This window comes from Haematospirillum jordaniae (assembly GCF_001611975.1).
GTDB lineage: Bacteria > Pseudomonadota > Alphaproteobacteria > Rhodospirillales > Rhodospirillaceae > Haematospirillum > Haematospirillum jordaniae.
Map to the genome: position 1 here is coordinate 1,798,794 of NZ_CP014525.1, position 23,894 is coordinate 1,822,687.

Annotated in this window: 21 protein-coding genes and 1 tRNA gene; 8 read left to right on the forward strand and 14 right to left on the reverse strand. The window is 52.0% G+C overall.

Features of this window, described 5'->3' with window-relative positions:
• Positions 1-61 precede the first annotated feature (61 nt).
• On the forward strand, positions 62-907 hold the full coding sequence (locus AY555_RS08500) for a phytoene/squalene synthase family protein (RefSeq protein ID WP_066135581.1): 846 nt from the start codon (positions 62-64) through the stop codon (positions 905-907).
• Here AY555_RS08500 and AY555_RS08505 read toward each other — a convergent pair.
• The 3 genes from AY555_RS08505 to erpA form a co-directional block, all read right to left on the reverse strand.
• Positions 890-2,005, reverse strand: a complete 1,116-nt coding sequence (locus tag AY555_RS08505; protein ID WP_167798416.1) for a DUF2336 domain-containing protein — start codon at positions 2,003-2,005, stop codon at positions 890-892. The two genes, AY555_RS08500 and AY555_RS08505, sit on opposite strands and share 18 nt — an antisense overlap.
• Positions 2,006-2,091: 86 nt before the next feature.
• Entirely contained in the window at positions 2,092-2,880 is a 789-nt protein-coding gene (locus tag AY555_RS08510) for an exodeoxyribonuclease III (protein WP_066135585.1), read from the reverse strand.
• Between the two features lie 75 nt (positions 2,881-2,955).
• Positions 2,956-3,306 (reverse strand): iron-sulfur cluster insertion protein ErpA, encoded by a 351-nt coding sequence (erpA, locus tag AY555_RS08515; RefSeq protein ID WP_066135587.1) that lies wholly within the window; start codon positions 3,304-3,306, stop codon positions 2,956-2,958.
• Between the two features lie 119 nt (positions 3,307-3,425).
• Here erpA and AY555_RS08520 point away from each other — a divergent pair, with 119 nt between their 5' ends.
• The 5 genes from AY555_RS08520 to AY555_RS08540 are packed head-to-tail and all read left to right on the forward strand — an operon-like array spanning position 3,426 to position 9,289.
• Entirely contained in the window at positions 3,426-4,628 is a 1,203-nt protein-coding gene (locus AY555_RS08520; RefSeq protein ID WP_066136833.1) for a deoxyguanosinetriphosphate triphosphohydrolase, read from the forward strand.
• Positions 4,625-6,397 (forward strand): arginine--tRNA ligase, encoded by a 1,773-nt coding sequence (argS, locus tag AY555_RS08525; RefSeq protein WP_066135589.1) that lies wholly within the window; start codon positions 4,625-4,627, stop codon positions 6,395-6,397. Before AY555_RS08520 ends, argS begins: the two co-directional genes overlap by 4 nt.
• Positions 6,398-6,399: 2 nt before the next feature.
• On the forward strand, positions 6,400-7,611 hold the full coding sequence (locus AY555_RS08530) for an SPOR domain-containing protein (protein WP_066135592.1): 1,212 nt from the start codon (positions 6,400-6,402) through the stop codon (positions 7,609-7,611).
• A gap of 5 nt (positions 7,612-7,616) precedes the next feature.
• Complete coding sequence (nagZ, locus tag AY555_RS08535) at positions 7,617-8,609, forward strand: beta-N-acetylhexosaminidase (RefSeq protein WP_066135594.1); 993 nt, start codon at positions 7,617-7,619, stop codon at positions 8,607-8,609.
• Positions 8,610-8,617: 8 nt separating this feature from the next.
• On the forward strand, positions 8,618-9,289 hold the full coding sequence (locus AY555_RS08540; RefSeq protein ID WP_066135596.1) for a site-2 protease family protein: 672 nt from the start codon (positions 8,618-8,620) through the stop codon (positions 9,287-9,289).
• Here the strand turns inward: AY555_RS08540 and AY555_RS08545 are convergent.
• The 5 genes from AY555_RS08545 to mazG form a co-directional block, all read right to left on the reverse strand.
• The gene (locus AY555_RS08545; RefSeq protein WP_066135598.1) at positions 9,273-9,974 is read right to left on the reverse strand and encodes a DsbA family oxidoreductase; all 702 of its coding nucleotides are present in this window, start codon (positions 9,972-9,974) and stop codon (positions 9,273-9,275) included. The genes AY555_RS08540 and AY555_RS08545 overlap by 17 nt on opposite strands.
• Positions 9,975-9,998: 24 nt before the next feature.
• Positions 9,999-11,369, reverse strand: a complete 1,371-nt coding sequence (locus AY555_RS08550; RefSeq protein ID WP_066135600.1) for a diguanylate cyclase domain-containing protein — start codon at positions 11,367-11,369, stop codon at positions 9,999-10,001.
• Between the two features lie 110 nt (positions 11,370-11,479).
• Complete coding sequence (locus AY555_RS11960; RefSeq protein ID WP_167798415.1) at positions 11,480-12,283, reverse strand: class I SAM-dependent RNA methyltransferase; 804 nt, start codon at positions 12,281-12,283, stop codon at positions 11,480-11,482.
• 604 nt (positions 12,284-12,887) lie between these two features.
• Complete coding sequence (locus AY555_RS08560) at positions 12,888-13,556, reverse strand: hypothetical protein (RefSeq protein WP_066135604.1); 669 nt, start codon at positions 13,554-13,556, stop codon at positions 12,888-12,890.
• A gap of 10 nt (positions 13,557-13,566) precedes the next feature.
• On the reverse strand, positions 13,567-14,379 hold the full coding sequence (gene mazG, locus AY555_RS08565; protein WP_245176915.1) for a nucleoside triphosphate pyrophosphohydrolase: 813 nt from the start codon (positions 14,377-14,379) through the stop codon (positions 13,567-13,569).
• A 168-nt stretch (positions 14,380-14,547) separates the two neighbouring features.
• Between mazG and AY555_RS08570 the strand changes: the two genes are divergently transcribed.
• On the forward strand, positions 14,548-14,943 hold the full coding sequence (locus AY555_RS08570) for a DUF4170 domain-containing protein (RefSeq protein ID WP_066135608.1): 396 nt from the start codon (positions 14,548-14,550) through the stop codon (positions 14,941-14,943).
• A gap of 74 nt (positions 14,944-15,017) precedes the next feature.
• On the opposite strand, the gene AY555_RS08575 is transcribed toward AY555_RS08570, so the two are convergent.
• From AY555_RS08575 to ssb, 5 genes are all read right to left on the reverse strand, one after another.
• Positions 15,018-15,093, reverse strand: a tRNA-Lys gene (locus tag AY555_RS08575).
• A gap of 115 nt (positions 15,094-15,208) precedes the next feature.
• On the reverse strand, positions 15,209-15,721 hold the full coding sequence (locus tag AY555_RS08580) for a peptidylprolyl isomerase (RefSeq protein ID WP_245176916.1): 513 nt from the start codon (positions 15,719-15,721) through the stop codon (positions 15,209-15,211).
• A 71-nt stretch (positions 15,722-15,792) separates the two neighbouring features.
• The gene (gene coaD, locus AY555_RS08585) at positions 15,793-16,308 is read right to left on the reverse strand and encodes a pantetheine-phosphate adenylyltransferase (protein WP_066135610.1); all 516 of its coding nucleotides are present in this window, start codon (positions 16,306-16,308) and stop codon (positions 15,793-15,795) included.
• Positions 16,309-16,314: 6 nt separating this feature from the next.
• Positions 16,315-19,002, reverse strand: a complete 2,688-nt coding sequence (gyrA, locus tag AY555_RS08590) for a DNA gyrase subunit A (protein WP_245176978.1) — start codon at positions 19,000-19,002, stop codon at positions 16,315-16,317.
• Positions 19,003-19,266: 264 nt separating this feature from the next.
• Entirely contained in the window at positions 19,267-19,803 is a 537-nt protein-coding gene (gene ssb / locus AY555_RS08595) for a single-stranded DNA-binding protein (RefSeq protein ID WP_066135615.1), read from the reverse strand.
• A 188-nt stretch (positions 19,804-19,991) separates the two neighbouring features.
• Between ssb and uvrA the strand changes: the two genes are divergently transcribed.
• Entirely contained in the window at positions 19,992-22,835 is a 2,844-nt protein-coding gene (gene uvrA, locus AY555_RS08600) for an excinuclease ABC subunit UvrA (RefSeq protein ID WP_066135617.1), read from the forward strand.
• A gap of 11 nt (positions 22,836-22,846) precedes the next feature.
• Here uvrA and AY555_RS08605 read toward each other — a convergent pair whose 3' ends face one another.
• Positions 22,847-23,857, reverse strand: a complete 1,011-nt coding sequence (locus AY555_RS08605) for a M23 family metallopeptidase (RefSeq protein ID WP_082811957.1) — start codon at positions 23,855-23,857, stop codon at positions 22,847-22,849.
• Positions 23,858-23,894 lie beyond the last annotated feature (37 nt).

The following is a 23,894-nucleotide window of genomic DNA, read 5'->3' on the forward strand; positions in this document are numbered from 1 at the left end:
TCCCTTTATATACCCGGCCGCTGGTGACATATCAGCTCTTCTTTATGGATGTCATCTCCACATGGATATTCATCAGCCGTTTTCCCAAGTGGTCAAGGATGTGAAGCGTCATGATCCTGTCCGTTTCCTGACAACTCTGTTTGCGCCGGACAGGGTTCGCCCGGCCCTGTGGGCTTTGTATGCCTTTAATGCCGAGCTGGGACGTATACGCGATGTTGTTACGGAACAGGTTCTCGGGCAAATTCGCTTTCAATGGTGGCGTGACACATTGGGGAATCTGGAGGCTGGTGTTGTTGCCAAGTCTCCCATTGTGCAAGACCTAGCAACCTTGGTCCAAGCGTACAATGTTCCCGTTTCTTTGCTATGCCATGTGGTGGATGCCCGATCTGCAGAAGTAGAAAGCCTTCCTTTCGAAACTGAGTACGACTTGGAACAGTATTGCGACGGTTATGGTGGCACCCTAGCAGAAGCCGTATGCAGAATTGGTGGCGTTCATGATGAGGTTGTGGTCCAAGCTGCTCGTCAGGTGGGGCGGGCCGCCGTTGTTGCCCGAACCTTGCTTGGGTTCCCGGCTTCTCTTGTTGCGGGGCATTGCTCCATTCCCTCCGGCGTTCTGGATGCTTTGAGTCTTGATCCGGAACAGCTTGGTGATCCCGATGCTGTAGTAAAGCTTGCCCCATGGAGCTTGGATCTGTGCCGGATGGGGCGAGGCATGCTTGGTGCGGCCCGGCACACTGTTTCACGCCCACCGCGCGATATATTGGCGGTTTTCCTAGAGGCTATGGCTGCGGAGCGAACATTCTCTGTGCTGGAGAGAAATGGCGGCAATCTGATCGATCCAGACCTGCATCGTCCGGATAATCGGGCGCTGGGGATGACGTGGCGCGTTCTACGAGGCCGGTGGTAACCCCTGTTGCCGACATGGGCCTGGTTGGGATGTGCGAACATGCTCGGGATTGCGGCGCCACCGGTCAAGAATGGCATCCGCCTCCTTGGCAGACAGGCGAGAAAAGAAATCCAAGGCTGACGAGAAAAGCCTAGAAGGTTGGCAGTGTCCGAAAGGAATGATGCCATTGAGGCGCGAGTACAGCTCCTTGAAAAGGGGCATGGAAACACCGTGGGAGCGACACAGGACAGCCAACCCCTCACCATCCGCTCCGTACAGGACCCGCGAAACAGCAAAGGCGGGCAGGCGTGACAGGCGTGCGACCTCGGCTTCAGCCTGTGGCATCCGGCCATTGCGGACGGCGTTGACCATTGCCTCAACGCCACTAGACAAGAATGCCTCGATGGTATGTGTCTCTGACGCTTCTGTCTCTTTGCGTACGTCCCGCACGGCTTGCTTCAGGGCATCCTTGACGTCCGGGGGAAGTTCGTCGCCATAGGTTTCTGCCAAGGCAGACCGCACGGCATCATCAGCCCAGTGCACCATGACTGCGATCAATCGGGCAGGCAGGATGTGTCGGGATACAAGCGGCAGACGCAGCGCGGCCAGATGTTCGGCTCGCTCCAGAAGCTTCAGTGCACCGTTCTCCGAAAAACGAGCACCGGGATTCCGGACTAGGGCCAGACAGATTGTGTCATCGTCAAACGTCAGCAGAACGTCGCTGATCCGGACCGATACTTCGGGGCGTTGACATATGGCCAGACGATGGGCGTTGCTTTGGTTGGTGATGATGTTTTCAAGATCCTCATCGTCCAGAACGGGGCTGGACAAAAGCACAGGGTGCGCAATTTCAATCGCATCGCTGGCCATAAGTGTTGCCAGATTGCCGGGAACATCGGCCCGTCCGGCAATCGTCCCGGCAAGGCGACGACGGACGGCCAGTTCTATCCTAGGGTATAAGCGCCCCAAGATTTCATAGGCCATCGCAATTTCCGACGGGCTAAGAGCATCATCCCCTTCCGTACAGAGGGAGGAGACCGCATCGGCAAGTTCGCCCCGATCTATGGGAACGCCGGGTTCGGCAAACCGGATCAGTCGTGTCCAGCGTGATTGATTCACGGCATCCCCCACCATACAGAGGTCTATGCCGTGAATAATAGCATATCTGCACAGTCAGGTCATAGCAGAAGGCAAAATGTATACAATTATAACTCGTGATTGCCGAATCCGAACTCGCACATGACGGGCGTGTGATCTGATGCCTTCTCGCGGCCCCTAGGGGCACGGTCAATGTCAACGGAAAGCAAGGAATCTGTTGCCTGTGGGGACAGTAGAAAGTGGTCAATACGCAGGCCATGGTCCTTGGGCCATGCACCAGCCTGATAATCCCAGAATGTGTAGCGATGAGGTTCACGGTTTATTACCCTGAACGCATCCCTGTAGCCAAGGTGAAGTAAGCTTCTGAAGCGTGCCCGGCTTTCTGGTCGGCACAGTGCATCCTCTGCCCATTTTTCAGGTGCATAGACATCATCATCGGTAGGGCAGATGTTATAGTCACCGCCCAGCACAACCGGACAGCCAAGCCCAAGCAGGGACTCGGCCCGTTTATACAGGCGATCCATCCACTGCAGTTTGTACGCGTATTTGTCTCCGGGGGCAGGGTTTCCATTGGGCAGATACAGGCTGGCAACGCGGACCTTCCCGTTTATGTCGGCCTCAATGTAGCGTGCCTGCTGGTCTGTATCATCCCCGGGCAGGCCGCTACAAACGTGGGAGATAGGTAGGCGGGAGAGAATGGCCACGCCATTGTAGGCTTTCTGTCCCCATACAAGGGATGTGTAGCCAAGCTCGGTAAATACATGCTCCGGAAAGTCTTCTGTCTGGCATTTGATTTCCTGCAGAAAAACGACGTCAGGCACCCGCTCTGTCAGCCAAGCCGTGATGTTATCAAGGCGAGCCCTGACAGAATTGACATTCCAGGTGGCAATTTTCACAGGTAACGTCCTTTTCCTTGAAGTATCCGGTCTGCCCCGCAGAGCGCCCGGGTATAGCACGGTCTTTCCCGGCTATCAGAGGGAAAAGGAGGTGCCGCAGCCGCAGGTAGATGTTGCGTTCGGGTTATTTACCACAAAGGCTGAGGCCATCAGTGTTTCGGTGAAATCAATACGGGACCCCTTGAGGATATCAAGAGACGCCTCGTCAATGACCAGCACGACACCATCTTGGTCAAGAACCAGGTCATCACTGCCTGTTTCGGCATCCAGATCAAAGCCGTACTGGAATCCGGAACACCCACCGCCGGAAACGGATACGCGAAGCATCAGCCCGGGGTTTCCTTCTGCTTCGACAAGCGCACGAACACGCGCCACAGCGGCCTGTGACAGCGAAAGATCGGCAGGGTCCAGCGCACGCGAACTCATGATGTACCGTCCTTACTTACATGCTGCATCGGATCATTTTAATGTATGCTGAAGAATATATGCTCTGCAAGGGGTGTTCCCGGTTGCCTTGCCTTTTGCGGCGCGTTACTGTTCGCCCCATGACTTTGTCCCAACCAGTTGATCTTGCACCTTATGCCTCGGACCCGTTGCGTTCCCGCGGTCGCCTGTACGATGAAGGCGAGCAGACGGTTGAGCGCGATGCCTTTCAGCGTGACCGCGACCGGATTATTCACTGTGGTGCTTTCCGCCGCCTGCAGTATAAAACCCAAGTCTTTGTCTACCATGAGGGGGAAAACTATAGAACCCGCCTGACGCATAGCCTTGAGGTTGCTCAGATCGCCCGATCAATCGCCCGATCGCTACGCCTGAACGAAGATTTGGCAGAGGCTTTGGCCTTGGCCCATGATCTTGGGCATACGCCATTCGGCCATGCTGGTGAGGATGCCCTGAAAGCCTGTATGGAGCCTTGGGACGGTTTTGATCACAATGCCCAATCCCTCAGAATCCTGACAAAGCTGGAGCGGCGTTACCCCTGCTGGGACGGGTTAAATCTGACTTGGGAGACTTTGGAAGGGCTCGTCAAGCATAACGGTCCTCTTGTTGGTCCAAAAGCGGAACGAAGAGGTGAGGGGCGGGAGTTACCTGCTGCAATTCTTGAGTATGCTGCCCTTCACGATCTCGAGCTTGATTCTTTCTCTGGTCCTGAGGCTCAGGTTGCGGCTTTGTCAGACGATATTGCCTACAACGCCCATGACATTGATGATGGATTGCGAGCAGGTCTCTTTACGCCGCAGGATTTGCAGGATGTACCTTTAATTGGCCCCATTCTGGCGGCAACATCAAAGCAGCATCCGGATCTGGAGCCTGTGCGCCTGATTTATGAGTCCGGCCGACGGCTGATTACCTCCATGGTTCTGGATCTTTTGCAAGAAAGTCGCCAACGCTTGACCGAAGCAAAGCCGAAAGCGGTTCAGGATATCCGCCTAGCCGAGGGGCCCCTGATTTCATTTTCTGCTGAGATGCAGGCCCATGACAGTGCTCTGAAAGGGTTTCTTTTTCCTAATATGTATCGTCATTTTCGCGTCAACCGCATGACGTCAAAAGCGCGTCAGGTGGTGCACGATTTATTTGGTGTTCTTGTACATGAACCGGGGCTTCTACCTCCGGACTGGCAGTATGGATGCGATGGAGCCAGCACCCCCCGTACGGCGCGGCGCGTTGCTGATTATATTGCCGGAATGACTGACCGATTTGCTCTGGACGAGCATAGCCGCCTTCTTGATCCTACGGTGAAACCATGAATGTGTTCAGTGTTTTCAGGGACCGCATTGTCTCTGTTCTTGATAAGTTGACTGCAGAGGGTACGCTTCCCGGCGGTGTGTCGTTTAATGCTGTAACAGCCGAGCCTCCACGCGATCCATCGCACGGTGATGTATCCACCAACGCAGCAATGGTTTTGGCTAAGGCAGCCAGCATGAAGCCTCTGGATTTGGCCGCTGTCATTGCTGAAAGGCTCTCTGCTGTCGAAGCGGTGGGGCATGTATCGATTGCTGGTCCCGGCTTCATCAATATCCGTATTGAACCAACGCTGTGGCACGATGTTCTGCGGTGTGCCCTGCGAGAAGGGACTGCTTTTGGTGACTCCCGGATTGGCGGTGGTCATGCTGTTAACGTTGAGTATGTCTCGGCCAATCCAACAGGTCCTATGCATGTTGGGCATGCCCGTGGCGCTTGCGTTGGCGATGCCTTGTCCAATCTGCTGAAGAAGGCCGGGTACAACGTTACCAAGGAATATTATGTCAATGATGCTGGTGCTCAGATTGATGTCTTGGCGACTGCGTTGTACTGGCGCTACTTGGTTGCTTGCGGTGCCGTTGATCAGGCGGAGTTTGACCAGCGTCTTGCCGCCAAGGAGATACAGTATGGTGGCGGGTATCTGATAGAAACAGCGCAGGCCCTCAAGGAACGGGATGGAGCGCGATGGGTTGATGTTTCCGAGACAGAGTGGCGGCCTGTCCTGCGGGATTTTGGCATCGAATCCATGATGCAGATGATCCGTGATGATTTGGCTGCGCTTGGTGTTCATCCTGATGTTTTTTCTTCCGAGAAGGCCATTGTTGAAGCCCGGCGTGTAGAGGCTGCGGAGCAGGACTTGGCCGCTCGCGATCTTGTTTACGTTGGCGTACTGGAGCCTCCGAAGGGGAAAACCCCTGATGACTGGGAACCCCGCCCGCAGACCCTCTTCCGTTCGACAACCTATGGCGATGATGTCGACAGGCCCCTGAAAAAGAGCGATGGGTCATGGACCTATTTTGCTGGTGACATTGCCTATCACTATGACAAGTATCAGCGCGGTTTTCTGAAAATGATTGACGTCTTCGGGGCGGACCACGGCGGGTATGTCAAGAGAATGCAGGCCGCTGTGCACGCCATGTCGGATGGCAAAGCATCCCTTGATGTCAAGATCTGTCAGTTGGTCAAGCTGATGGACAAAGGGGAGCCTGTCAAAATGTCAAAGCGGGCAGGGACCTTTGTAACCCTGCGCGATCTGATAGAGCGTGTTGGAAAAGATGTTGTGCGCTTTATCATGCTGTCACGCAAGAACGATGTGCCGCTGGATTTTGACTATGCCAAGGTAACGGAACAGTCACGCGACAATCCGGTTTTCTATGTGCAGTATGCGCATGCACGCGCCTGCTCTGTCAGACGCCACTTTGCAACGGTCTTTTCCGGTGTCGACTTGTCTGCCAAGGCACTGGCTGCCGCGGACCTGTCACAGCTTTCCGACCCTGATGAGATGGCTGTTGTTCGCTTGATCGGCGGTTGGCCACGCGTGGTGGAAGGCGCGGCCGAGGCCGGAGAGCCGCATCGCATTACCTATTTCCTGGGCGACGTTGCCGCGGGCTTTCATGCCCTGTGGAACAAAGGACGTGAGCACACACATCTCAGATTTCTTGATCCGGATAATCAGTCCCTGTCTGTGGCGCGCCTTGCCCTTGTGCAAGGTGTAATGACAGTGTTAGCGTCTGGTTTGGCTGTTATTGGTGTTGAACCGGCAGAGGAGATGTAGCTATGGCCGATCCCAGAGGCTATGGCCCCAGAGGCGGAGACCGCAATGTTGGTCCGCACCGTGCCGCAGGAGAGGGGAGCCATCATTCAGGAGATGATATCGCTCTTGATGAGATGTTCGCCCGTACATTCGAGCGAGATAGTACTCCATCTTCCGGCCATGGCCCATCGGCAGAGGGTTTTGATCTTGCACCTCCGGTCGATGCGGCGCGTGTTGCCGCAGCAGCCAAGCTGGCGGCAGGGCGTGTCGCCGGTCAGCGTGGTGAGCCACATGACTATTTCTCGGTTGTGCCGGATCGTATCGCTGGTACAGGGGTCACAAAGGATGCCGATGATTCAAGGCGTGGCCGTGGACTGCTGCTGGCGGCTTTTCTTATCGGTATTGCGATTGTTGGGTCTGCCGGAGTGTATATGGCGCGTAGCAATACATCAGGAACCGATGGCCGGATAACGGCGCCCACCATCTTGGCGGAAACAAATCCCTATAAGGTTCGTCCTGCTGACCCTGGGGGCTTGCAGGTTCCAAACCAGGACAAGCTTGTCTATGATCGCCTTTCTTCTGGTACGGTACGCTCGTCTGGTGTGGAGAAGCTGTTGCCGGAACCTGTTGAGCCTGTGTCTCCGTCACAGGTAGAGCGCATGCCTTCGATCCTTGGTGGCGCCAATAACAGCCAGCCCGTTCCTGCAGTAACACCTGATATCTCACCTCCGTCAGCGATTAAGTCAAATGCTACAAATACAAAGCAGTTGATACCGCTTCCTGATGTTCCGGCGGGGAAAATTGTTGCTGATGTGCCTGTGCCGGTTCCGCCTGTACAACAAGCGCCTGTGGTCGCAACACCACCAGCCACTGTGAACGCCCCTGTTATGGGCGAGAGGGCTCCTGTAGAGAAGAACCTCGTAGCCCCGTCAAACGAGCGTACACTTACGGATAAATCAGCTCCTGTCCGCCCGGGGGTAACCGGGGGATCTTACGCTGTGCAACTGGCTGCCTTACGGGATGAAGCGTCCGTTCGTAAAACGTGGGAAAATCTGAAAGCGAAGCATCCCCAGCAGCTGGCCTCGTTATCCATGTCCATAGAGCGGGCTGATCTAGGGCAGAAGGGTATTTACTACCGTTTGCGTGCAACGGGGCTATCGAGCGAAGCCGATGCGCGCCGGCTGTGTGCAGAGTTATCAAAGCACAAGGTGGGTTGTCTCTTTGTAGGAAAATAATACGTATGGGCGTTTCAGAGACATGCCGTGCTGTTATATTCGGATGTTCAGGGTTAATTCTAACTCCTGAGGAGGAAGAATTCTTTGCCTCTGTCAATCCTGTCGGTTTTATCCTGTTTGCCCGCAATATTGAGGATCCAAGCCAAGTACGCGCACTAACAGGCGCCCTTCGCCGCTGTGTTGGTCGTCCGGATGCACCGGTCCTGATTGATCAGGAGGGAGGGAGAGTGCAGCGTATGGGGCCTCCACACTGGCCCGCTTATCCGACAATGCGGACATTTGGTGATGCATGGCAATCTGATCCTGCCGAGGCAGAAAGAATGTTGCAGGACTCAATTACACGCATGTCACGCGATCTTGTTGATGTTGGCATCAACGTAAATTGTGCCCCTGTTCTGGATATACCCCAACCTGATGCGTCAGATGTGATTGGTTTGCGTGCCTTCAGCACAGAACGCGATGTTGTGGCTCGCTTTGCTTCAGTTGCCGTCGATGCTTTTCTCAGAAACGGAATTGTACCCGTCGTCAAACATATTCCTGGTCACGGCCGCGCCCGGGTTGATTCCCATTTTGATCTCCCGGTTGTTGATGCTGATCTGAACACACTTGAATCTTTTGATTTTGTTCCTTTCCGGGCTGTGGCAGATGCCCCGGTCGGGATGGTGGCGCATATTGTCTATACCGCTATTGACCCCGAGAACCCGGCGACTCTTTCCGGGAAATCTTTTGCGACCATAAGAGAGCGCATTGGATTTAAAGGCGTCCTTCTGTCGGATGATATTTCCATGCATGCCCTGAGTGGTTCGTATGAGAACCGGGCTCATCGCTCTTTGAATGCAGGGTGTGATACCATTCTGCACTGCAATGGTGATATGGAAGAGATGCGTGCTGTCGTTAAGGGAACGTCTTTGCTACGTCCCGAGAGCTTATTGCGTTGGCAGGCGGCACTTTCTGCCCCGATCAGATCCAGCGTTACGCCTATCGTCACTGAAATATAGAAGAATATATGTTTTCCTTGATTGCCGATATCCTTCACGCGGCATCAGTATGGGGTATTCCCGTTCTGTCCGCTGTTGTTCTTCATGAACTTGCCCATGGTTTGGTGGCCGATGTCCTTGGTGACCGCACAGCCCGTTTGGCAGGGCGGCTGACCCTGAACCCTGTCAAGCACATTGATCCTGTTGGAACAGTTATTCTGCCCGGGCTTTTGCTTGCTTTATCATCTCCATTCCTGTTCGGCTGGGCGCGCCCTGTGCCTGTTAATGGCAGTAACTTTTCCCGCCCACGGCAAGGTATGGCTTTGGTTGCCCTTGCCGGACCTGCCATGAATGTGGCCTTGGCTTTTGTATCGTTTATGGTGCTGTGGTTGATTGATGATTCAGGGTGGTGGCCTTCGATGCTCTGGAATTCTTTCTACTTTAATATTGTGCTGGCTGTTTTCAACATGATCCCCCTCCTGCCTCTGGATGGGGGAAGGGTCCTTGCTGGCATTTTGCCCGAAGCTCTGGCAATACGATTCATGAAAATGGAACGAATTGGCTTTGGAGTCCTGATCGGACTCCTGATCATTCTTCCCTTAATTGGTCAGAAGATTGGCGTAGATCTGAACTTTCTTTCGTCTCTTGTCACGCGTGTCGTCCGTGCTGTTGCCGAGCTCTTTTTTATGATGGCCGGCTGACAAGAAAGTGGTTGGGATCTGCCTCTTTCTGGGCGGGCATAGTCATGGGCTCGGCAACAGATCCCTCTGAGGCAATATCAAGCATGCGGGCCAGAATTTCTGACTCCTGTGCTCCGGCAATGGCATAATCGTGATTGAATATGAAACAGGGAACTCCGGTAATATTCATTCGATGTGTTGCAGCATTTTCAGCCATGACGGTGGCAAGTGAAGTCTCATCTTGCAAGCTGTGTAGCACATCATCGGATGCCAAACCGAACTGTGTAGCAAGCTCGTAAAGGATGTCATTATTTCCTATATCAAGGCCTTTCTCGAAATAGGCCGAAAAGATCACTTCAAGAAAGTCACTGGCAACTCCATGTGATCCTGCCAGCATCATAAGTTGATGAGATGCTGTGGAGTTGGGGGCTGTTTCAATAGAGGAGAAATTGAAATGGATACCTTCTCTTGCACCGGCCTCAACCTGTCCAGCCAAGATCCTGTTTGCGCGGGCCAAGCTCCCAAACTTGCGTTCTAGGTAAGCAGAACGCGGCATGCCTGTTCTTGCAATCTCTGGATTGAGAATAAAGGGACGCCAACGTACCCTGATGTCGGTTGCGGTACGGTTGGACAGCGCTTTCAAGAGACGACGGCTTCCTATGTAACACCATGGACATACCGTATCAAAAATAATCTCGACAATCATATTGGGGTTCCCATAGGCACCGGATCAGCTCATAGATCTTTCGTCAAAGACGGGGCGGGCGCGTTCCATTAATGATTGTACAGTATCGCCGCTTTGGACTTCAGAAGCCCCAACAAAAGGGGATACCGAGACAGGGCGAAACACGTCCTCAACCGCAAATTCCGTGTTGCCGATAACACCGGCTATACGTTGCATAACGACATCGGCTTCATCCAACGGCGTATCAGCCAATATGACCGCAAAATTAACGGGTGTCAGGCGGGCAACCATATCCTCTGCCCTGACAAGAAGGGTGAGCCACTGCCCAATTTGCCGTAGCAAATCATGTTCGGCCTTTTCACCAAAATCATGTCGCATAGCATCCAAACCAGCAAAGGCAAACGTAACAAAGGAAAAACGGTGACTGCGATTGCGCAGACTGGATGCTGCAGCCTCTCTTATTCTCGATTCCAAGGACTGCATCAAGAAATTACGGCTGTATACTTCTGGCATGTTGTTGTCTGCATCACTGCCTGTCGTCAAAGTTTCTCCCAGACTGCGCCGTAATGCCCATCGCATGCGTTGTCGGCGAATCAAAACATGCAGCGAGAATCGTAAGTCTTGGATAACAGGAACACCATCAATAACCCGGCTAGCGCCCATGGAAAGAGGTGTTTGCGGATCAACAGGATGGGGCGTGCGGTTTATGAAAAGAACAGGCAGATTGAATAGCCTTACGTTTCTTCGCATTTGAAGGCATAGATCAAGCCAAGGCTGCACCGTGTCTGATGGTGCCATCACCATTGCATCAAGGAAGCGATCTTCAAGAATACGGGTGGCTGTTGCGAGGTCTTTGGCAACAAAGAGTTCAGCGTCTGGAAAGGCCGACAGGATTTTCTCACGCGTATCATCTGCCCCAGTCAAAAGGATAGAGGGTGCAGACACAGAAATATCCTCTGGCGCAAACAGGGAGGCATTGACCGCACGTTTGCCGATATGCTCCAGAACATGGATCCGATGTAGCAATTCCGCCCGCATGGTCGAGACGCGTATCATAGGCCGAATATGCGACAGAATGAGTTCAGGGCTTGTTGGCCAATGAACAGCGTCGTCTATACCCGACTTCAGGAGCGCATCGACTTGCTCTGCAACGGGGACTGATGTCAGGTAGAAAATGGAAAGATGGACAAAAGAAGGGTCAGCCCGCACAGTTCGGACAATCTTTTCCGGATTCCCACCGCAAAACGCAGAATCAAGAACCAGAACGTCAGGCTGGAACTTCTTCATAACCCCGATAAGATCGGTAGGGGCCACCACGTGCTGGCAGTCGTAGCTGTCAGCCATGAGATGTCTCTCAAGGGACGCCGCATCTTGTGGGTCACGGACAGCAACTACTGCTGTGGCCAGATGGATCATCTCCCATTGCCCCTGTCACACAATCATGCTGCCCAATCTGGCTAGCTTTCCCCCTTCACAGTAAGGGCCTTATTTTTATTGGACAAGCAGACAGTGCATCTCGTGTCCGTTCAGACCCGCGAGAATACCGCCACTAATTCAACGTGCATGCTGCGATGGAACTGATTAACGGGGGTTATTTTCTCAATGACAAACCCAGCATCAGTCAGCGTGCGAGCATCTCTGGCACATGTGAAGGGGTTGCAGGATACCATGACAATCTTTTTCGGCCCTTTCTTTGGCGCACATTGCGCTATCTGTAGAACCTGTGCGGCACCTCCGGCGCGAGGGGGATCGAGAACAATAGCCTCATAGTTTTCCAGTTCGCTTGGCAGAAGGGGATTACGGAACAAATCTCTGACAAGAGCTTTGACCATACCTGTTGCTGCCAAATATTCCACGGATTTCTGATCCGAGTCGATAGCTGTAACAGGGCGGCAGAGGCTGGCCGCAAGAGGAAGAGAAAATGTTCCCAAGCCACAAAAAAGATCCAATAAGGGGCCACTTAGCGCCTTTAACTCTTTCAGCACCAGATCAATCAATACTTCTTGCCCCTCACGACTTGGCTGCAGGAATGCCCCCGGCGGCAAGCGAACAGGGTGTTCACCCATATAGACAATGGGTTCACGTTGCACGGCTACCGGTTCGATAACGGTTCCGATTCTCAGGGACAAACGCGCCCAGTCATGTTTATGGACCAAGGCGGCAAGAACTTCCAAGGCTTGAAGGTCAGGTCTGCCAACCCAGTCCAGCACAACATCAATACCGGAATCGCTGTCACAGATAGAAACAGACCCTTTACCAGACGGGACCAAATCTTTTATGGCTTCACGTAATACAGCCGAGGCCTCAGATATTGCCTTAGTTAACAGCATGCATGTGTGTGTTGTAACAATGTGGTGGGTTCTGCGAGCATTATACCCCATCACAAAGTGCGATTTTGCTTTCTTCCAAGATAACGTTGTTCTACGCCGTGTTCCGTATGGAACAGATATAACAGGATCTACTACGCTCTTGGTGATACCGGATTTAGCCAGTGCTTCAGCAACCAGGTCCTGTTTCCAGGTTCGCTCGGCAGTTTCCGAGGCGTGCTGCAAGCAGCATCCACCGCACGAAGATGCAACAGGGCAGGGAGGTTGAATGCGCTCCGGAGAAGGATCTAAGATACTGTGAATATATCCTCGCTCACCCTCGACTCGAGCTAGCACCCTTTCATCTGGTAAGGCACCGTCAATAAAGATGTTCTTGCCATTATAGTGTGCAACACCGTCTCCATGCCGTCCAAGGTGCTTAACAAGAAACTCCGGCAAGAGCTCTGAGGAAACGGGTGACTGTTTTCTGATTGCGGGCATTGTAAATGTCTATACATAAAGAGTGGGAAAGTTGTGATTTTGGCGCAAGCACGATTGTCGCATAATGCAAATTATGAATACTTTATTAGCATATGAAACATTATGCGACAAAAAGACTAGACGCTTTTCACGGCTTTTTAGTTGGTGCCATGAACTGAATTTGCATTGATGGCGCTGGTTGATTGGGTCCGTTTACACTCCAGTCATATACACTCCAGTCACGAAAGCTCCCATCATCAAAGCCATGCGATATTTGCTGCGCATTGTGTTTAATAACGGCAGAATTTGTAATAACACGAATTTTTCCGCTTGGTCTTAAGCCTAAAGCTTCTAGCTGTTCTTTTGCCCCGGGCTTTGCCGTTGGGGCCGATGCGACATACAAAATACCGCTGGTACGAACTTCAAGGCGAACAATGTCGGCACCTCTCCTTGGGAAGCTGATCTGAGATGTACCGCTCAAGTGCCCTATCTTTTCATAGACGACCCTGAAACGCCCTAGTCCCACAGAAGTTATTTCCGAGAACCCGCTATCACGACCCAGATCTTCCTTAATGGCAAGCTCTTTGGCCGCTATATCTTCTGGCTTCAGCTTGGCCTCTTTCATCTCCTTGAAGAGAGGCGCCCATATAAGGAGGCCACGATAGATTATTCCGTAATCACCATTCTTCCCGACACGAATTTCCATAAGGAAGTCATCTGGGACATAACAGCTTGATACAAGAGGAAAAGCAAGAAGAGCCGCCCATACAGGTGGACGGATAAAACGCAACATTGCACTGAAGAAAAATCTAATCATTGCAAGGTGCCTACTTTTCCTGATTTTTCACCTGCATCCAGAATTCTTCCATCACCTCAAGCTCTGAATTTTCCGGCGTTTTTCCTGCATTACGAAGTAAAGACTCCATCAGCCTGAAACGCCTGTCAAATTTTGCATTAGCCTGACGCAAGGCTGTTTCTGGATCAACATTGACCTTACGGGCCAAATTAATAACAGAAAAGAGTAAATCGCCTATTTCATCAGATAAACGACAATGGATCACGGGGGATGAATCAAGTTCATCCCTCACTTCTCCGAGTTCTTCCATAACCTTATCAAGCACATTGTTAATATCGGTCCAGTCAAAACCCACCCGTGCTGCCCTGCCCTGCAGCTTGAGGGCTCTGGTAACAGCAGGCAGCGCTCGAGAAATACCGTCCAGCGCACTGTCTTCCACCCTATCAGTCTGCACGCGTTTGCGCTCTTTTTCTTTTATATCTTCCCACAAGCCCATCTGCTCAGCTGCTGAAGAAACACGACTACCTGACGAGAAAACATGAGGATGGCGTCTCAACATCTTGTCAGCACACCCTGCGGCAACATCATCGAAGCAGAAGATTTTATTCTCTGTGGCAATTTGGCTGTAAAATACAATCTGAAGAAGAAGGTCGCCTAGCTCATCGCGTAGAGATGATGCGTCCTTGCGCTCTACGGCATCAACAACTTCATAGGCCTCTTCCAGAGTATAGCGTGTCAGGGACTCCCAGCTCTGTTCCAGATCCCATGGACACCCCTGCTCCGGGTCTCTCAGGCGCTGCATGATGGCAAGAAGCCTGTCAATAGGTGCAAGATCATCCTTCACAGAGCCTTTGGAAGCAGTTTTTGACATTCAAGACTCCAAATACGACAAGGCCAACTGTGTGATATCAGAAACAAACATCCCATGACACCTGTCGAGGAGTTCACTTCCTTATAACAGAGGCGTATAACAGGGCACGGGATCTGCACTTTTAGCAAAAGACGGAAAGCTATGTCCGAAAAAAGATTTTATGTCATCGGGGGAGAATATTCCGATAGCGCGTTCTCAACAATCGCTACAGGTAAAAGCTTGGAAAAATATGGGCCATACACCGAGGTTGAGGCTCATGCTTTCTGGCGCGATATAACGGGGCGTACGGTTGACAATGCCATGGTGCGCTATGTGGTGGAGGAAAATCACTCCCAGTTAGATGATAAGAGCTACTACGTAGTTGGGGGCGAATATGCTGATACAACGTTTGCAACGATAGCATCAGGACATTCCCTCGAGGTATATGGTCCTTTTACACAGCAACAGGCACAAGACTTTTGGCGAACAATTACAAGCCAGACCATCGACAGCTGCCTACACAGGTACGATATTTCTCACGAGGACCCTCGCCGTTAGATCTGCATGCAGTTATTTCTCCCAACATAAAAAAATCCAGCTCCTGCATTTCTGAGGGGCTGGATTTTTTATTTTGGTGTGCCCGGAAGGATTCGAACCTTCGGCCATTCGATTAAAAGTCGAATGCTCTACCGACTGAGCTACGGGCACCTAAGGTGTTGTTTTTTCACCGTCACAAGTGACGAGGCCCGCAACATATTCGTATGCCACTGTGTGGTCAACACCTAAAATGAAGAAATTGGGTGTTTTTTGTAGAAAATCGATTCTAATCAACGTCAGCAGCCAGCGCCATCTTCACAATGCGGTCAGGATAGGCAACCTTGCCGTTCAGGGCTTGGTCCCCCTTCTTGATCTGGTCAACATACTCCATGCCCTCAACAACTTGTCCCCAAATTGTGTACTTCCTGTCTAGGAATGAAGACGTATCAAAACAAATAAAGAACTGGCTGTCGGCTGAATTTGGGCTTGCTGCACGGGCCATGGAGACGGTTCCTCTTACATGAGGTTCCTTGGAAAATTCGGCCTTTATGTTCTGTCCAGAACCGCCTGTTCCCGTTCCCGTGGGGTCGCCTCCTTGAGCCATGAAACCATCAATAACTCGGTGAAAAGGTGTGCCGTCATAATAACCCTGCCGCACCAACTCCTTTATTCTTGCAACATGATTCGGTGCTAGATCAGGGCGCATCTTGATGACAACACGCCCGTAGTCTAAATCCATATACAGGGTATTTTCCGGATCCATGGCCGTTTTCCGGGCTTCTACCGTATTGACAGTCATAAGAAACATTACTCCAGCAAGAAAAAGTGCAAATGAGCGGATCAACACAGGGTTCCTCCAAGCCAGCAGGGCTACCATGGACGCTCGCCCTCGGCAAAACGTTCTTTCAGGGCTTTGCGTACTACAGGGGGCACAAAACTGTCGATCTTTCCTTCCAAGAAGCTGATCTCTTTCACAAACCGGGAAGAGATAAACTGGCTTCCCTCCGAAGCCATCAAAAAGATGGTCTCTACGCGTGAATCTAGGCGAGCATTCATGCCGGCCATCTGGAACTCATATTCAAAATCCGAGACAGCCCGGAGGCCTCGAACAATAACGGACGCCCCCTGTTGCAAAGCAAAGTTCATGAGAAGACCGTTAAAAGGCCTGATCTCTATAATGGTACCTTCAAGCTTCAGGGCGTCCACAGCTTCCCTAGTCAGCTCCACACGCTGTTCTAGCGTAAAAAGGGGTCCTTTTCCAACATTTTGGGCTACGCCCACAATCAACCGGTCCAAAACCTTGGCTGCCCGACTAATAATGTCCAAGTGCCCATTGGTGACAGGATCGAATGTTCCGGGATAAACGCCGGTTCTGCACTTTTCCATCAGGGTTCATGCCTCATCTGGAAGAGACGCTATACCATCCATGTCCTGATCCTGAGCGCCATCACCATTTCCCTCCCCGACATCCGGCAGCCGCGCAACAGAAACCACTTTTTCTTCTGCAGCTGTACGGAAGAGCGTAACACCTTGCGTTTTACGCCCAGCGATTCGCACATCGTGGACAGGCATACGGATCAGCTGCCCCCCATCGGAAATAAGCATGATCTGATCATCAGTGCCAATTGGGAACGAAGCAACGACAGCCCCGTTACGCTCTTTCATCTCAATATTGGCAAACCCCTGCCCGCCTCGTCCGGTCACGCGATATTCATATGCCGACGTTCTCTTTCCAAACCCATTCTCGGTGATGGTCAAGATGAACTCTTCGGCATCCTGCAATCTCTGGAAGTTGTCCGGAGTCATGGTCGTGTCATCACCCTCGGATACGACATACTCTTCCTCATCACCTTCCCCGGATGACCGTCGGAGCTGGGCTGCCATTCTCAAATATGCATCGCGCTCGGCTGTTTCAAAGTCAACATGCTGCAAAACTGTCATCGACATGACTTCGTCTTGTGTGGCAAGGCGTATACCGCGCACCCCTGTCGAGGTCCGGCCACTGAACACGCGAACATCACCAACATGGAAGCGAATGCATTTGCCAAGACGGGTGGACAGAAGGATATCCTGCTGTTCTGTACACGGGACAACCGAAACCAAGCGTTCCCCACCTTCTTCCAGCTTCATGGCTATCTTGCCGTTGGACTTGACATTGGTAAAGTCAGACAAGCTGTTACGGCGTACGTTCCCGGTTGATGTGGCAAACATAACGGTCAGATCAGACCATTGGCTCTCATCCTCGGGAAGAGGCATAACCGTAGCAATACGCTCTCCTTCCTGTATCGGCAACAAATTGACCAGAGCCTTGCCCTTGCTTTGTGGGCTACCCTCAGGAAGGCGATAGACTTTCATCTTGTACGCCATGCCCGAAGTCGAGAAGAAGAGGACCGGTGTATGCGTATTGGCAACAAACAGATTGGTCACAAAATCTTCTTCTTTGGTTGCCATCCCGGAACGCCCTTTCCCACCACGACGCTGGGCACGGTAGGTCGAAAGCGGCACACGCTTGATATAGCCTGTATTGGTTATGGTGACGACCATGTCCTCTTTCTGGATCAGGTCTTCGATATCATGCTCAAACTCAGATTCTTCGATAACTGTTCGGCGAGGCGTAGCGTAAGCCGCACGAATATCTACCAATTCTTCCCGGATAATGGCGTACAGCCTCTCGCGGCTACCCAGAATGGACAAATACTCTTCAATCTGGCCGCCTATTTCCCGTAGCTCTCCATGGATCTTGTCACGCTCCAACCCCGTCAAGCGATGCAGTCTAAGGTCCAGAATGGATTTGGCCTGAACCTCGGAAAGCCGATACCGACCATCCACAACAACATGCTCAGGATCGGCGATCAATTCAATAAGAGGAGCAACATCTGCTGCATCCCAGTCGCGTGACATCAACTCCTGCTTCGCAATATGTGGGTCAGAGGCAGCCCGAATCAGCTTGATCACAGGATCAAGGTTGGCAACAGCTATGCCAAGCCCAACCAACACATGAGCCCTGTCCCGCGCCTTTCCAAGCTCGAACATTGTGCGACGACGCACAACTTCTTCCCGGAACCGTACGAAGGCCGTTAGAATGTCGCGGATACCCATCAGTTCAGGACGGCCACCGTTGATGGCCAACATATTGGCACCAAACGACGTCTGCAGGGGGGTAAACCGATAAAGCTGGTTCAGGACAATTTCGGCAACAGCATCGCGCTTGACTTCGATGACAACACGAACGCCTTGGTGGTCGGACTCATCACGCAGGTCTGAAATGCCCTCGATCTTCTTGTCACGGACCAGTTCGGCCATTTTCTCGATCATCGAAGCCTTGTTGACCTGATAGGGGATCTCGGTCACAACGATGGCTTCACGACCATTTCGTATTTCTTCTATCGCACATTTCGCCCGCATGACGATCGAGCCCCGCCCGGTCATATAGGCGGAACGGATGCCTGAACGACCAAGAATACTTCCGCCAGTCGGAAAATCCGGGCCGGGTACGATGTCCAATATAGCATCGTCCGGAAGGTCGGGCGTATCGATCAGAGCAATGCAGGCATCCAAGATTTCCCCAAGATTGTGGGGGGGAATATTGGTTGCCATGCCAACAGCGATGCCCCCAGCCCCGTTGACCAGCAGATTGGGAAAGCGGGCAGGAAGAACGGAAGGTTCCGATGTGCTTTCGTCATAGTTAGGATGAAAATCGACCGTTTCCTTGTCAATGTCATCCAGCAGGGAGTGCGCGGAACGAGCCATGCGCGCCTCGGTATAGCGCATGGCCGCCGGGGGATCCCCGTCCATCGATCCAAAGTTTCCCTGACCATCGACCAAGGGAAGACGCATGGAAAAGTCTTGGGCCATGCGCACCATGGCATCATAGATGGCGCTATCACCGTGCGGGTGATATTTACCCATAACATCCCCGACGATGCGGGCCGACTTTTTGTAAGGACGGTTATAGTCGTATCCGCCTTCCTTCATGGCGAAGAGAATGCGACGGTGCACCGGCTTCAAGCCGTCCCGAACATCTGGCAGGGCACGGGATACAATCACGCTCATTGCATAATCGAGGTACGAGCGTTTCATCTCGTCTTCGATAGTTACAGGCGCAATGTCACGATCAAATGGTGTCGGGATGGCGTTTTCGGTCAAGGCACAAACTCGATAGACAGCGAAGGGGTAAAGGTTCCGGCCCTACAGGGGCCAAAAGTTACCGTTCCGCAGATTGGGACAATGAACTGAAACTACAGGAAGGGGACTGTAGCACAGGGTGCTCCCGACCGACAACCGGGGCCCGCACAAAAGGCACTGGCGGATATCATCAACCAGCCAGGAAGAGGTGCCAAAAGATCAGAATGGAATTTCATCATCCAGATCATTGCGGGAAGCCGCATCCCAACCACTACCACCAGATCGGCTGCTTGGCTCAGGACTTCCACCAAATCTCGGCGATGCCCCATATCCCGGCGTGCTGTCCGCTCCCGCAAAGCCCACCGTTTCCATGACCTGCATATCACCACCCTGTCCACCGCCGGAACGGCTATCGAGCAGGGTGAGCTCACCTCTGTAGGCCTGCAGGACAACTTCTGTGGAATAACGCTCCTGACCACTCTGGTCTGTCCACTTGCGGGTTTGCAGTTGCCCCTCCAAGTATACCTTGGACCCTTTTCGCAGATAACGTTCTGCAATTTCACCCAGATTCGGGTTAAAAATCACAACGCGGTGCCATTCTGTCTTTTCCCGTCGCTCTCCGGTCTGACGATCTTTCCAGCTTTCGGACGTTGCAACGGTCATATTGACGATCTTCTGGCCGTTTTGTGTACTGCGGACCTCGGGATCACGACCAAGGTTGCCGACCAGAATCACTTTGTTGACACTGCCTGCCATGGCAAGGGTACTCCTATTTGTAACGTGGCCGAACTCTACCCCCCCCTGATCAGAAGGAAAAGACTGCTTTTACCCAAAGCCAGCCCGATGTTCGCTTTTTGTTTTTGACAGCCGTATAAAATATGCGAAACAAAGAATGTACTTTTGTCTCGAAACATCCCCCGGTTGACTATCAGGTTCTTGATACCATGCATGAAATACGTATCCGCGGAGCCCGTGAACATAATTTGAAGAATCTTGATGTAACCCTGCCTCGGGACAAGCTTGTTGTTATCACCGGTCTGTCCGGATCGGGGAAATCATCGTTGGCTTTTGACACAATTTATGCCGAAGGACAGCGGCGCTACGTGGAATCCCTGTCTGCCTACGCCCGGCAGTTCCTTGAATTGATGCAAAAACCGGATGTCGATTCCATTGAAGGTTTGTCGCCTGCCATCTCTATCGAACAGAAGACGACTTCGCGCAATCCACGTTCAACAGTAGGTACCGTAACCGAGATCTATGATTATATGCGCCTTTTATGGGCGCGCATCGGCGTTCCTTGGTCACCTGCAACGGGGCTGCCAATTGAATCCCAGACCGTTAGCCAAATGGTTGATCGTATTCTTGCTATGCCTCAAGGCAAGAAGATCCTGCTTCTGGCGCCAATTGTACGAGGACGCAAGGGTGAGTACAAGAAAGAGCTTCTGGAGCTTCAGAAGAAAGGGTATCAGCGGGTAAAAATTGATGGATCCGTATACCTGATTGATGAAGCCCCTTCCCTGAACAAGAAAACCAAACATGACATCGATGTTGTCGTTGACCGGCTTGCTATCCGCGAAGGGATTGAAACGCGTCTTGCAGATTCGCTAGAACAGGCTCTTCAGTTATCAGACGGACTTGTATGGGTTGAGGATGCGGAAAGCGCTGAGAGAGTGACATTCTCCGCAAAATTTGCATGTCCGGTTTCCGGCTTTACAATTGATGAGATTGAACCAAGGCTTTTTTCTTTCAACAATCCGTTTGGTGCTTGCCCAGCGTGTGATGGCTTGGGAATCAAGCTCTACTTTGATCCCGAGCTGATTGTTCCAGACCCCCTGCTGTCCTTGGCAGAAGGAGCTGTTGTGCCTTGGTCTACGGGTGGAGAACCATCACCTTACTACGCCCAGGCACTTGAAAGTGTCGCTGCCCATTGTGGCACAGACATGCAAACACCTTGGCAAAAAATCCCTGAAACAGCACGGGCTGTTCTTTTGTATGGATCCGGTCGTACGTCTGTCGCCATGACCTATTATGACGGACGGCGGCGCTATAGCGTGGAGCGTCCGTTTGAGGGCATTATACCAAGCATAGAACGGCGGTGGAGGGAAACAGAGAGCCAGCAGGTTCGCGATGACCTGTCCCGCTATCAGGCGTCGTCTCCTTGCGAAACATGTGGTGGACGCCGCCTCAAGCCCGAAGCCTTGGCTGTGCGGGTCCATGGATCTGATATTGCGGCCATCAGCGATCTTTCTATTTCTGAATCGCTTGCTTGGTTCTCTGGCCTTGATCAGCACTTGACGACAAAGGATCGGGAGATTGCGGCACGTATCCTGAAGGAAATTGTCGAGCGCCTCACCTTTCTGGGGAATGTCGGGCTTGGGTATTTAACCTTGTCCAGAATGTCGGGAACCCTGTCCGGTGGCGAGAGCCAGCGTATTCGACTGGCTTCCCAAATTGGTTCAGGCTTGACCGGTGTATTGTACGTTCTCGATGAGCCATCAATTGGTCTTCACCAGAGAGATAATGACCGCCTTCTTGAAACCCTACGCAGGTTGAGGGATCTGGGAAATACTGTCCTTGTTGTGGAACATGACGAAGACGCTATACGAACAGCTGACTACCTGGTTGATATGGGGCCGGGAGCAGGCGTGAACGGAGGAATGATTGTTGCCGCTGGCACACCCGATGAAGTGATGAAGCACCCAGACAGTTTAACAGGCCACTATCTTTCCGGGACCAGATCTATCGCGATCCCGGACACAAGGCGTTCCGGCAACGGGAACGCCCTGACAATAATAGGAGCCAGAACCCATAACCTTCAGAACATTGACGTAACAATTCCACTAGGGACATTTACGTGCGTTACTGGTGTTTCCGGGGGGGGGAAGTCATCTCTTGTTATTGAAACCCTTTACAAGGCACTGGCCCGTTCTCTTCATGGATCGCGGGAGATACCTGGCCCTCATGATCGCATCGATGGGATAGCTCACATTGACAAGATTGTTGATATAGACCAATCCCCAATCGGAAGAACGCCCCGATCAAACCCTGCTACATATACCGGTGCCTTTACGCCTATTCGCGATTGGTTCGCCAACCTTCCCGAGGCGAAAGCCCGTGGTTACAAGCCCGGCCGTTTCAGCTTCAATGTCAAGGGAGGGCGATGCGAGGCATGCCAAGGAGACGGGTTGATCAAGATAGAGATGCATTTTCTGCCCGATGTCTATGTCACGTGTGATGTGTGCAAAGGAAAGCGATACAACCGTGAGACCTTAGAAGTAAATTATAAAAACAAGTCAATAGCGGATGTTCTTGAGATGACTGTCGAAGAGGCCGTTGACTTTTTTCAGGCTGTTCCATCCATCCGCGACAAGATGAAACTTCTGTCCCGGGTCGGGCTGGGGTATATCCATATTGGGCAACAGGCAACCACGCTGTCCGGTGGCGAAGCCCAACGGGTCAAGCTATCAAAGGAGCTTTCCCGTCGCGCGACCGGACGAACGTTGTATATTTTGGATGAACCAACAACAGGTCTACATTTTGAGGATGTAAGAAAGCTTCTTCATGTTCTGCAGGAACTGGTGCACCAAGGTAATACAGTTGTTGTGATCGAACATAATCTCGAAGTCATCAAGACTGCTGACTGGATTATCGATATGGGCCCAGAAGGCGGTTCAGGAGGAGGCTATGTCGTTGCAGCAGGAACACCAGAAACGGTAGCAGAAACGAGAAAAAGTTATACAGGACAATATCTTGCTCCCTATCTCATTAAAGGTAGGATGAAGCAATAAGTTGCCCCTACTTATCGGACTGCAACCATTTTTGGGAGATAGACTTGGGGGTCGAGCGCTTGAGACCCCTTCCGAATTTCAAAATGAAGCTGCGGATGTTTTACATTACCTGTGGACCCGACACGCGCAATGGTTTGTCCACGCCGCACAATATCGCCACGATGTACCAGAATATCTGAACTATGAGCGTAGGCTGTCATCCAGCCTCCCTCGTGTTTTACAAGAATAAGATTACCAAATCCCTTGATACCATTTCCTGCATAAGCAACCGTACCTTTGTCTGCAGCAAGAATAGGTGTACCCGCTGGTGCGGCAATATTGATACCATCATTCCTGAAGCCCTTACCCGCAGGTCCAAAACTACCAACCACCTTGCCTCGAACGGGCCACGCAAAAGCTTGCCTGCCATTGGAAGATACTTTTTTATCTGGCGACGCAGCTTTCTGTGTAGAAGCAGCGCGTATACCTTCTTGTTTTATCGGCTGAGGCGAACGGCTAGGCGTATGTTCTGCTACTTTTTCTGCCTGAATCGGTACGGACTTCCGGTATTTCACACTAGGTGGAAGGACAAGAATCTGCCCTTTGCGAATGATGTATGGTGGAGAAAGATTATTTTTCTGCGCCACATCATCGACGCCAACATGATAGCGGCTTGCAATTGCACCCAAAGTTTCGCCAGGAGCAACTGTATACCACCGAGAGGCTGGCACATGCAGCTTTTGCCCGACGATAAGGGCATAAGGTGGCTTAAGATTATTTTCAGTGATTAAAACCCGAACGGGGATTTTGTGACGTCGAGAAAGTGAATACAAGGTATCCCCACGCAAAACAACAAGCGTCTTATCTGTATTTGTACGGCCAAGGCGGCCTGCTGTCTCTTTACTTGAAGATGATACCCAAGGTGCCTTGAAACGCTCGGCACCGCCGCAACTTGTCATGACAGGAAGCAGCAGAAGCAAGACAACGTAAAATGATCGCAATGAACGAGAGCGTCTCATGAAAGAAACAATACGCCTACTCATGCCCCTGCGACAATCCAAAGAAATGCCCTCTGGCACT

Bases quoted from the DNA above. Each gene is read 5' to 3' on its own strand.
- AY555_RS08500 (WP_066135581.1), top strand. From the start codon at position 62: ATGGATATTCATCAGCCGTTTTCCCAAGTGGTCAAGGATGTGAAGCGT.
- erpA (WP_066135587.1), bottom strand. From the start codon at position 3,306: ATGAGTTCGCGTGCGCTGGACCCTGCCGATCTTTCGCTGTCACAGGCC.
- AY555_RS08520 (WP_066136833.1), top strand. From the start codon at position 3,426: ATGACTTTGTCCCAACCAGTTGATCTTGCACCTTATGCCTCGGACCCG.
- argS (WP_066135589.1), top strand. From the start codon at position 4,625: ATGAATGTGTTCAGTGTTTTCAGGGACCGCATTGTCTCTGTTCTTGAT.
- AY555_RS08530 (WP_066135592.1), top strand. From the start codon at position 6,400: ATGGCCGATCCCAGAGGCTATGGCCCCAGAGGCGGAGACCGCAATGTT.
- nagZ (WP_066135594.1), top strand. From the start codon at position 7,617: ATGGGCGTTTCAGAGACATGCCGTGCTGTTATATTCGGATGTTCAGGG.
- AY555_RS08540 (WP_066135596.1), top strand. From the start codon at position 8,618: ATGTTTTCCTTGATTGCCGATATCCTTCACGCGGCATCAGTATGGGGT.
- AY555_RS08545 (WP_066135598.1), bottom strand. From the start codon at position 9,974: ATGATTGTCGAGATTATTTTTGATACGGTATGTCCATGGTGTTACATA.
- AY555_RS08550 (WP_066135600.1), bottom strand. From the start codon at position 11,369: ATGATCCATCTGGCCACAGCAGTAGTTGCTGTCCGTGACCCACAAGAT.
- AY555_RS11960 (WP_167798415.1), bottom strand. From the start codon at position 12,283: ATGCTGTTAACTAAGGCAATATCTGAGGCCTCGGCTGTATTACGTGAA.
- AY555_RS08560 (WP_066135604.1), bottom strand. From the start codon at position 13,556: ATGATTAGATTTTTCTTCAGTGCAATGTTGCGTTTTATCCGTCCACCT.
- AY555_RS08570 (WP_066135608.1), top strand. From the start codon at position 14,548: ATGTCCGAAAAAAGATTTTATGTCATCGGGGGAGAATATTCCGATAGC.
- AY555_RS08580 (WP_245176916.1), bottom strand. From the start codon at position 15,721: ATGACTGTCAATACGGTAGAAGCCCGGAAAACGGCCATGGATCCGGAA.
- coaD (WP_066135610.1), bottom strand. From the start codon at position 16,308: ATGGAAAAGTGCAGAACCGGCGTTTATCCCGGAACATTCGATCCTGTC.
- gyrA (WP_245176978.1), bottom strand. From the start codon at position 19,002: ATGAAACGCTCGTACCTCGATTATGCAATGAGCGTGATTGTATCCCGT.
- ssb (WP_066135615.1), bottom strand. From the start codon at position 19,803: ATGGCAGGCAGTGTCAACAAAGTGATTCTGGTCGGCAACCTTGGTCGT.
- uvrA (WP_066135617.1), top strand. From the start codon at position 19,992: ATGCATGAAATACGTATCCGCGGAGCCCGTGAACATAATTTGAAGAAT.
- AY555_RS08605 (WP_082811957.1), bottom strand. From the start codon at position 23,857: ATGAGTAGGCGTATTGTTTCTTTCATGAGACGCTCTCGTTCATTGCGA.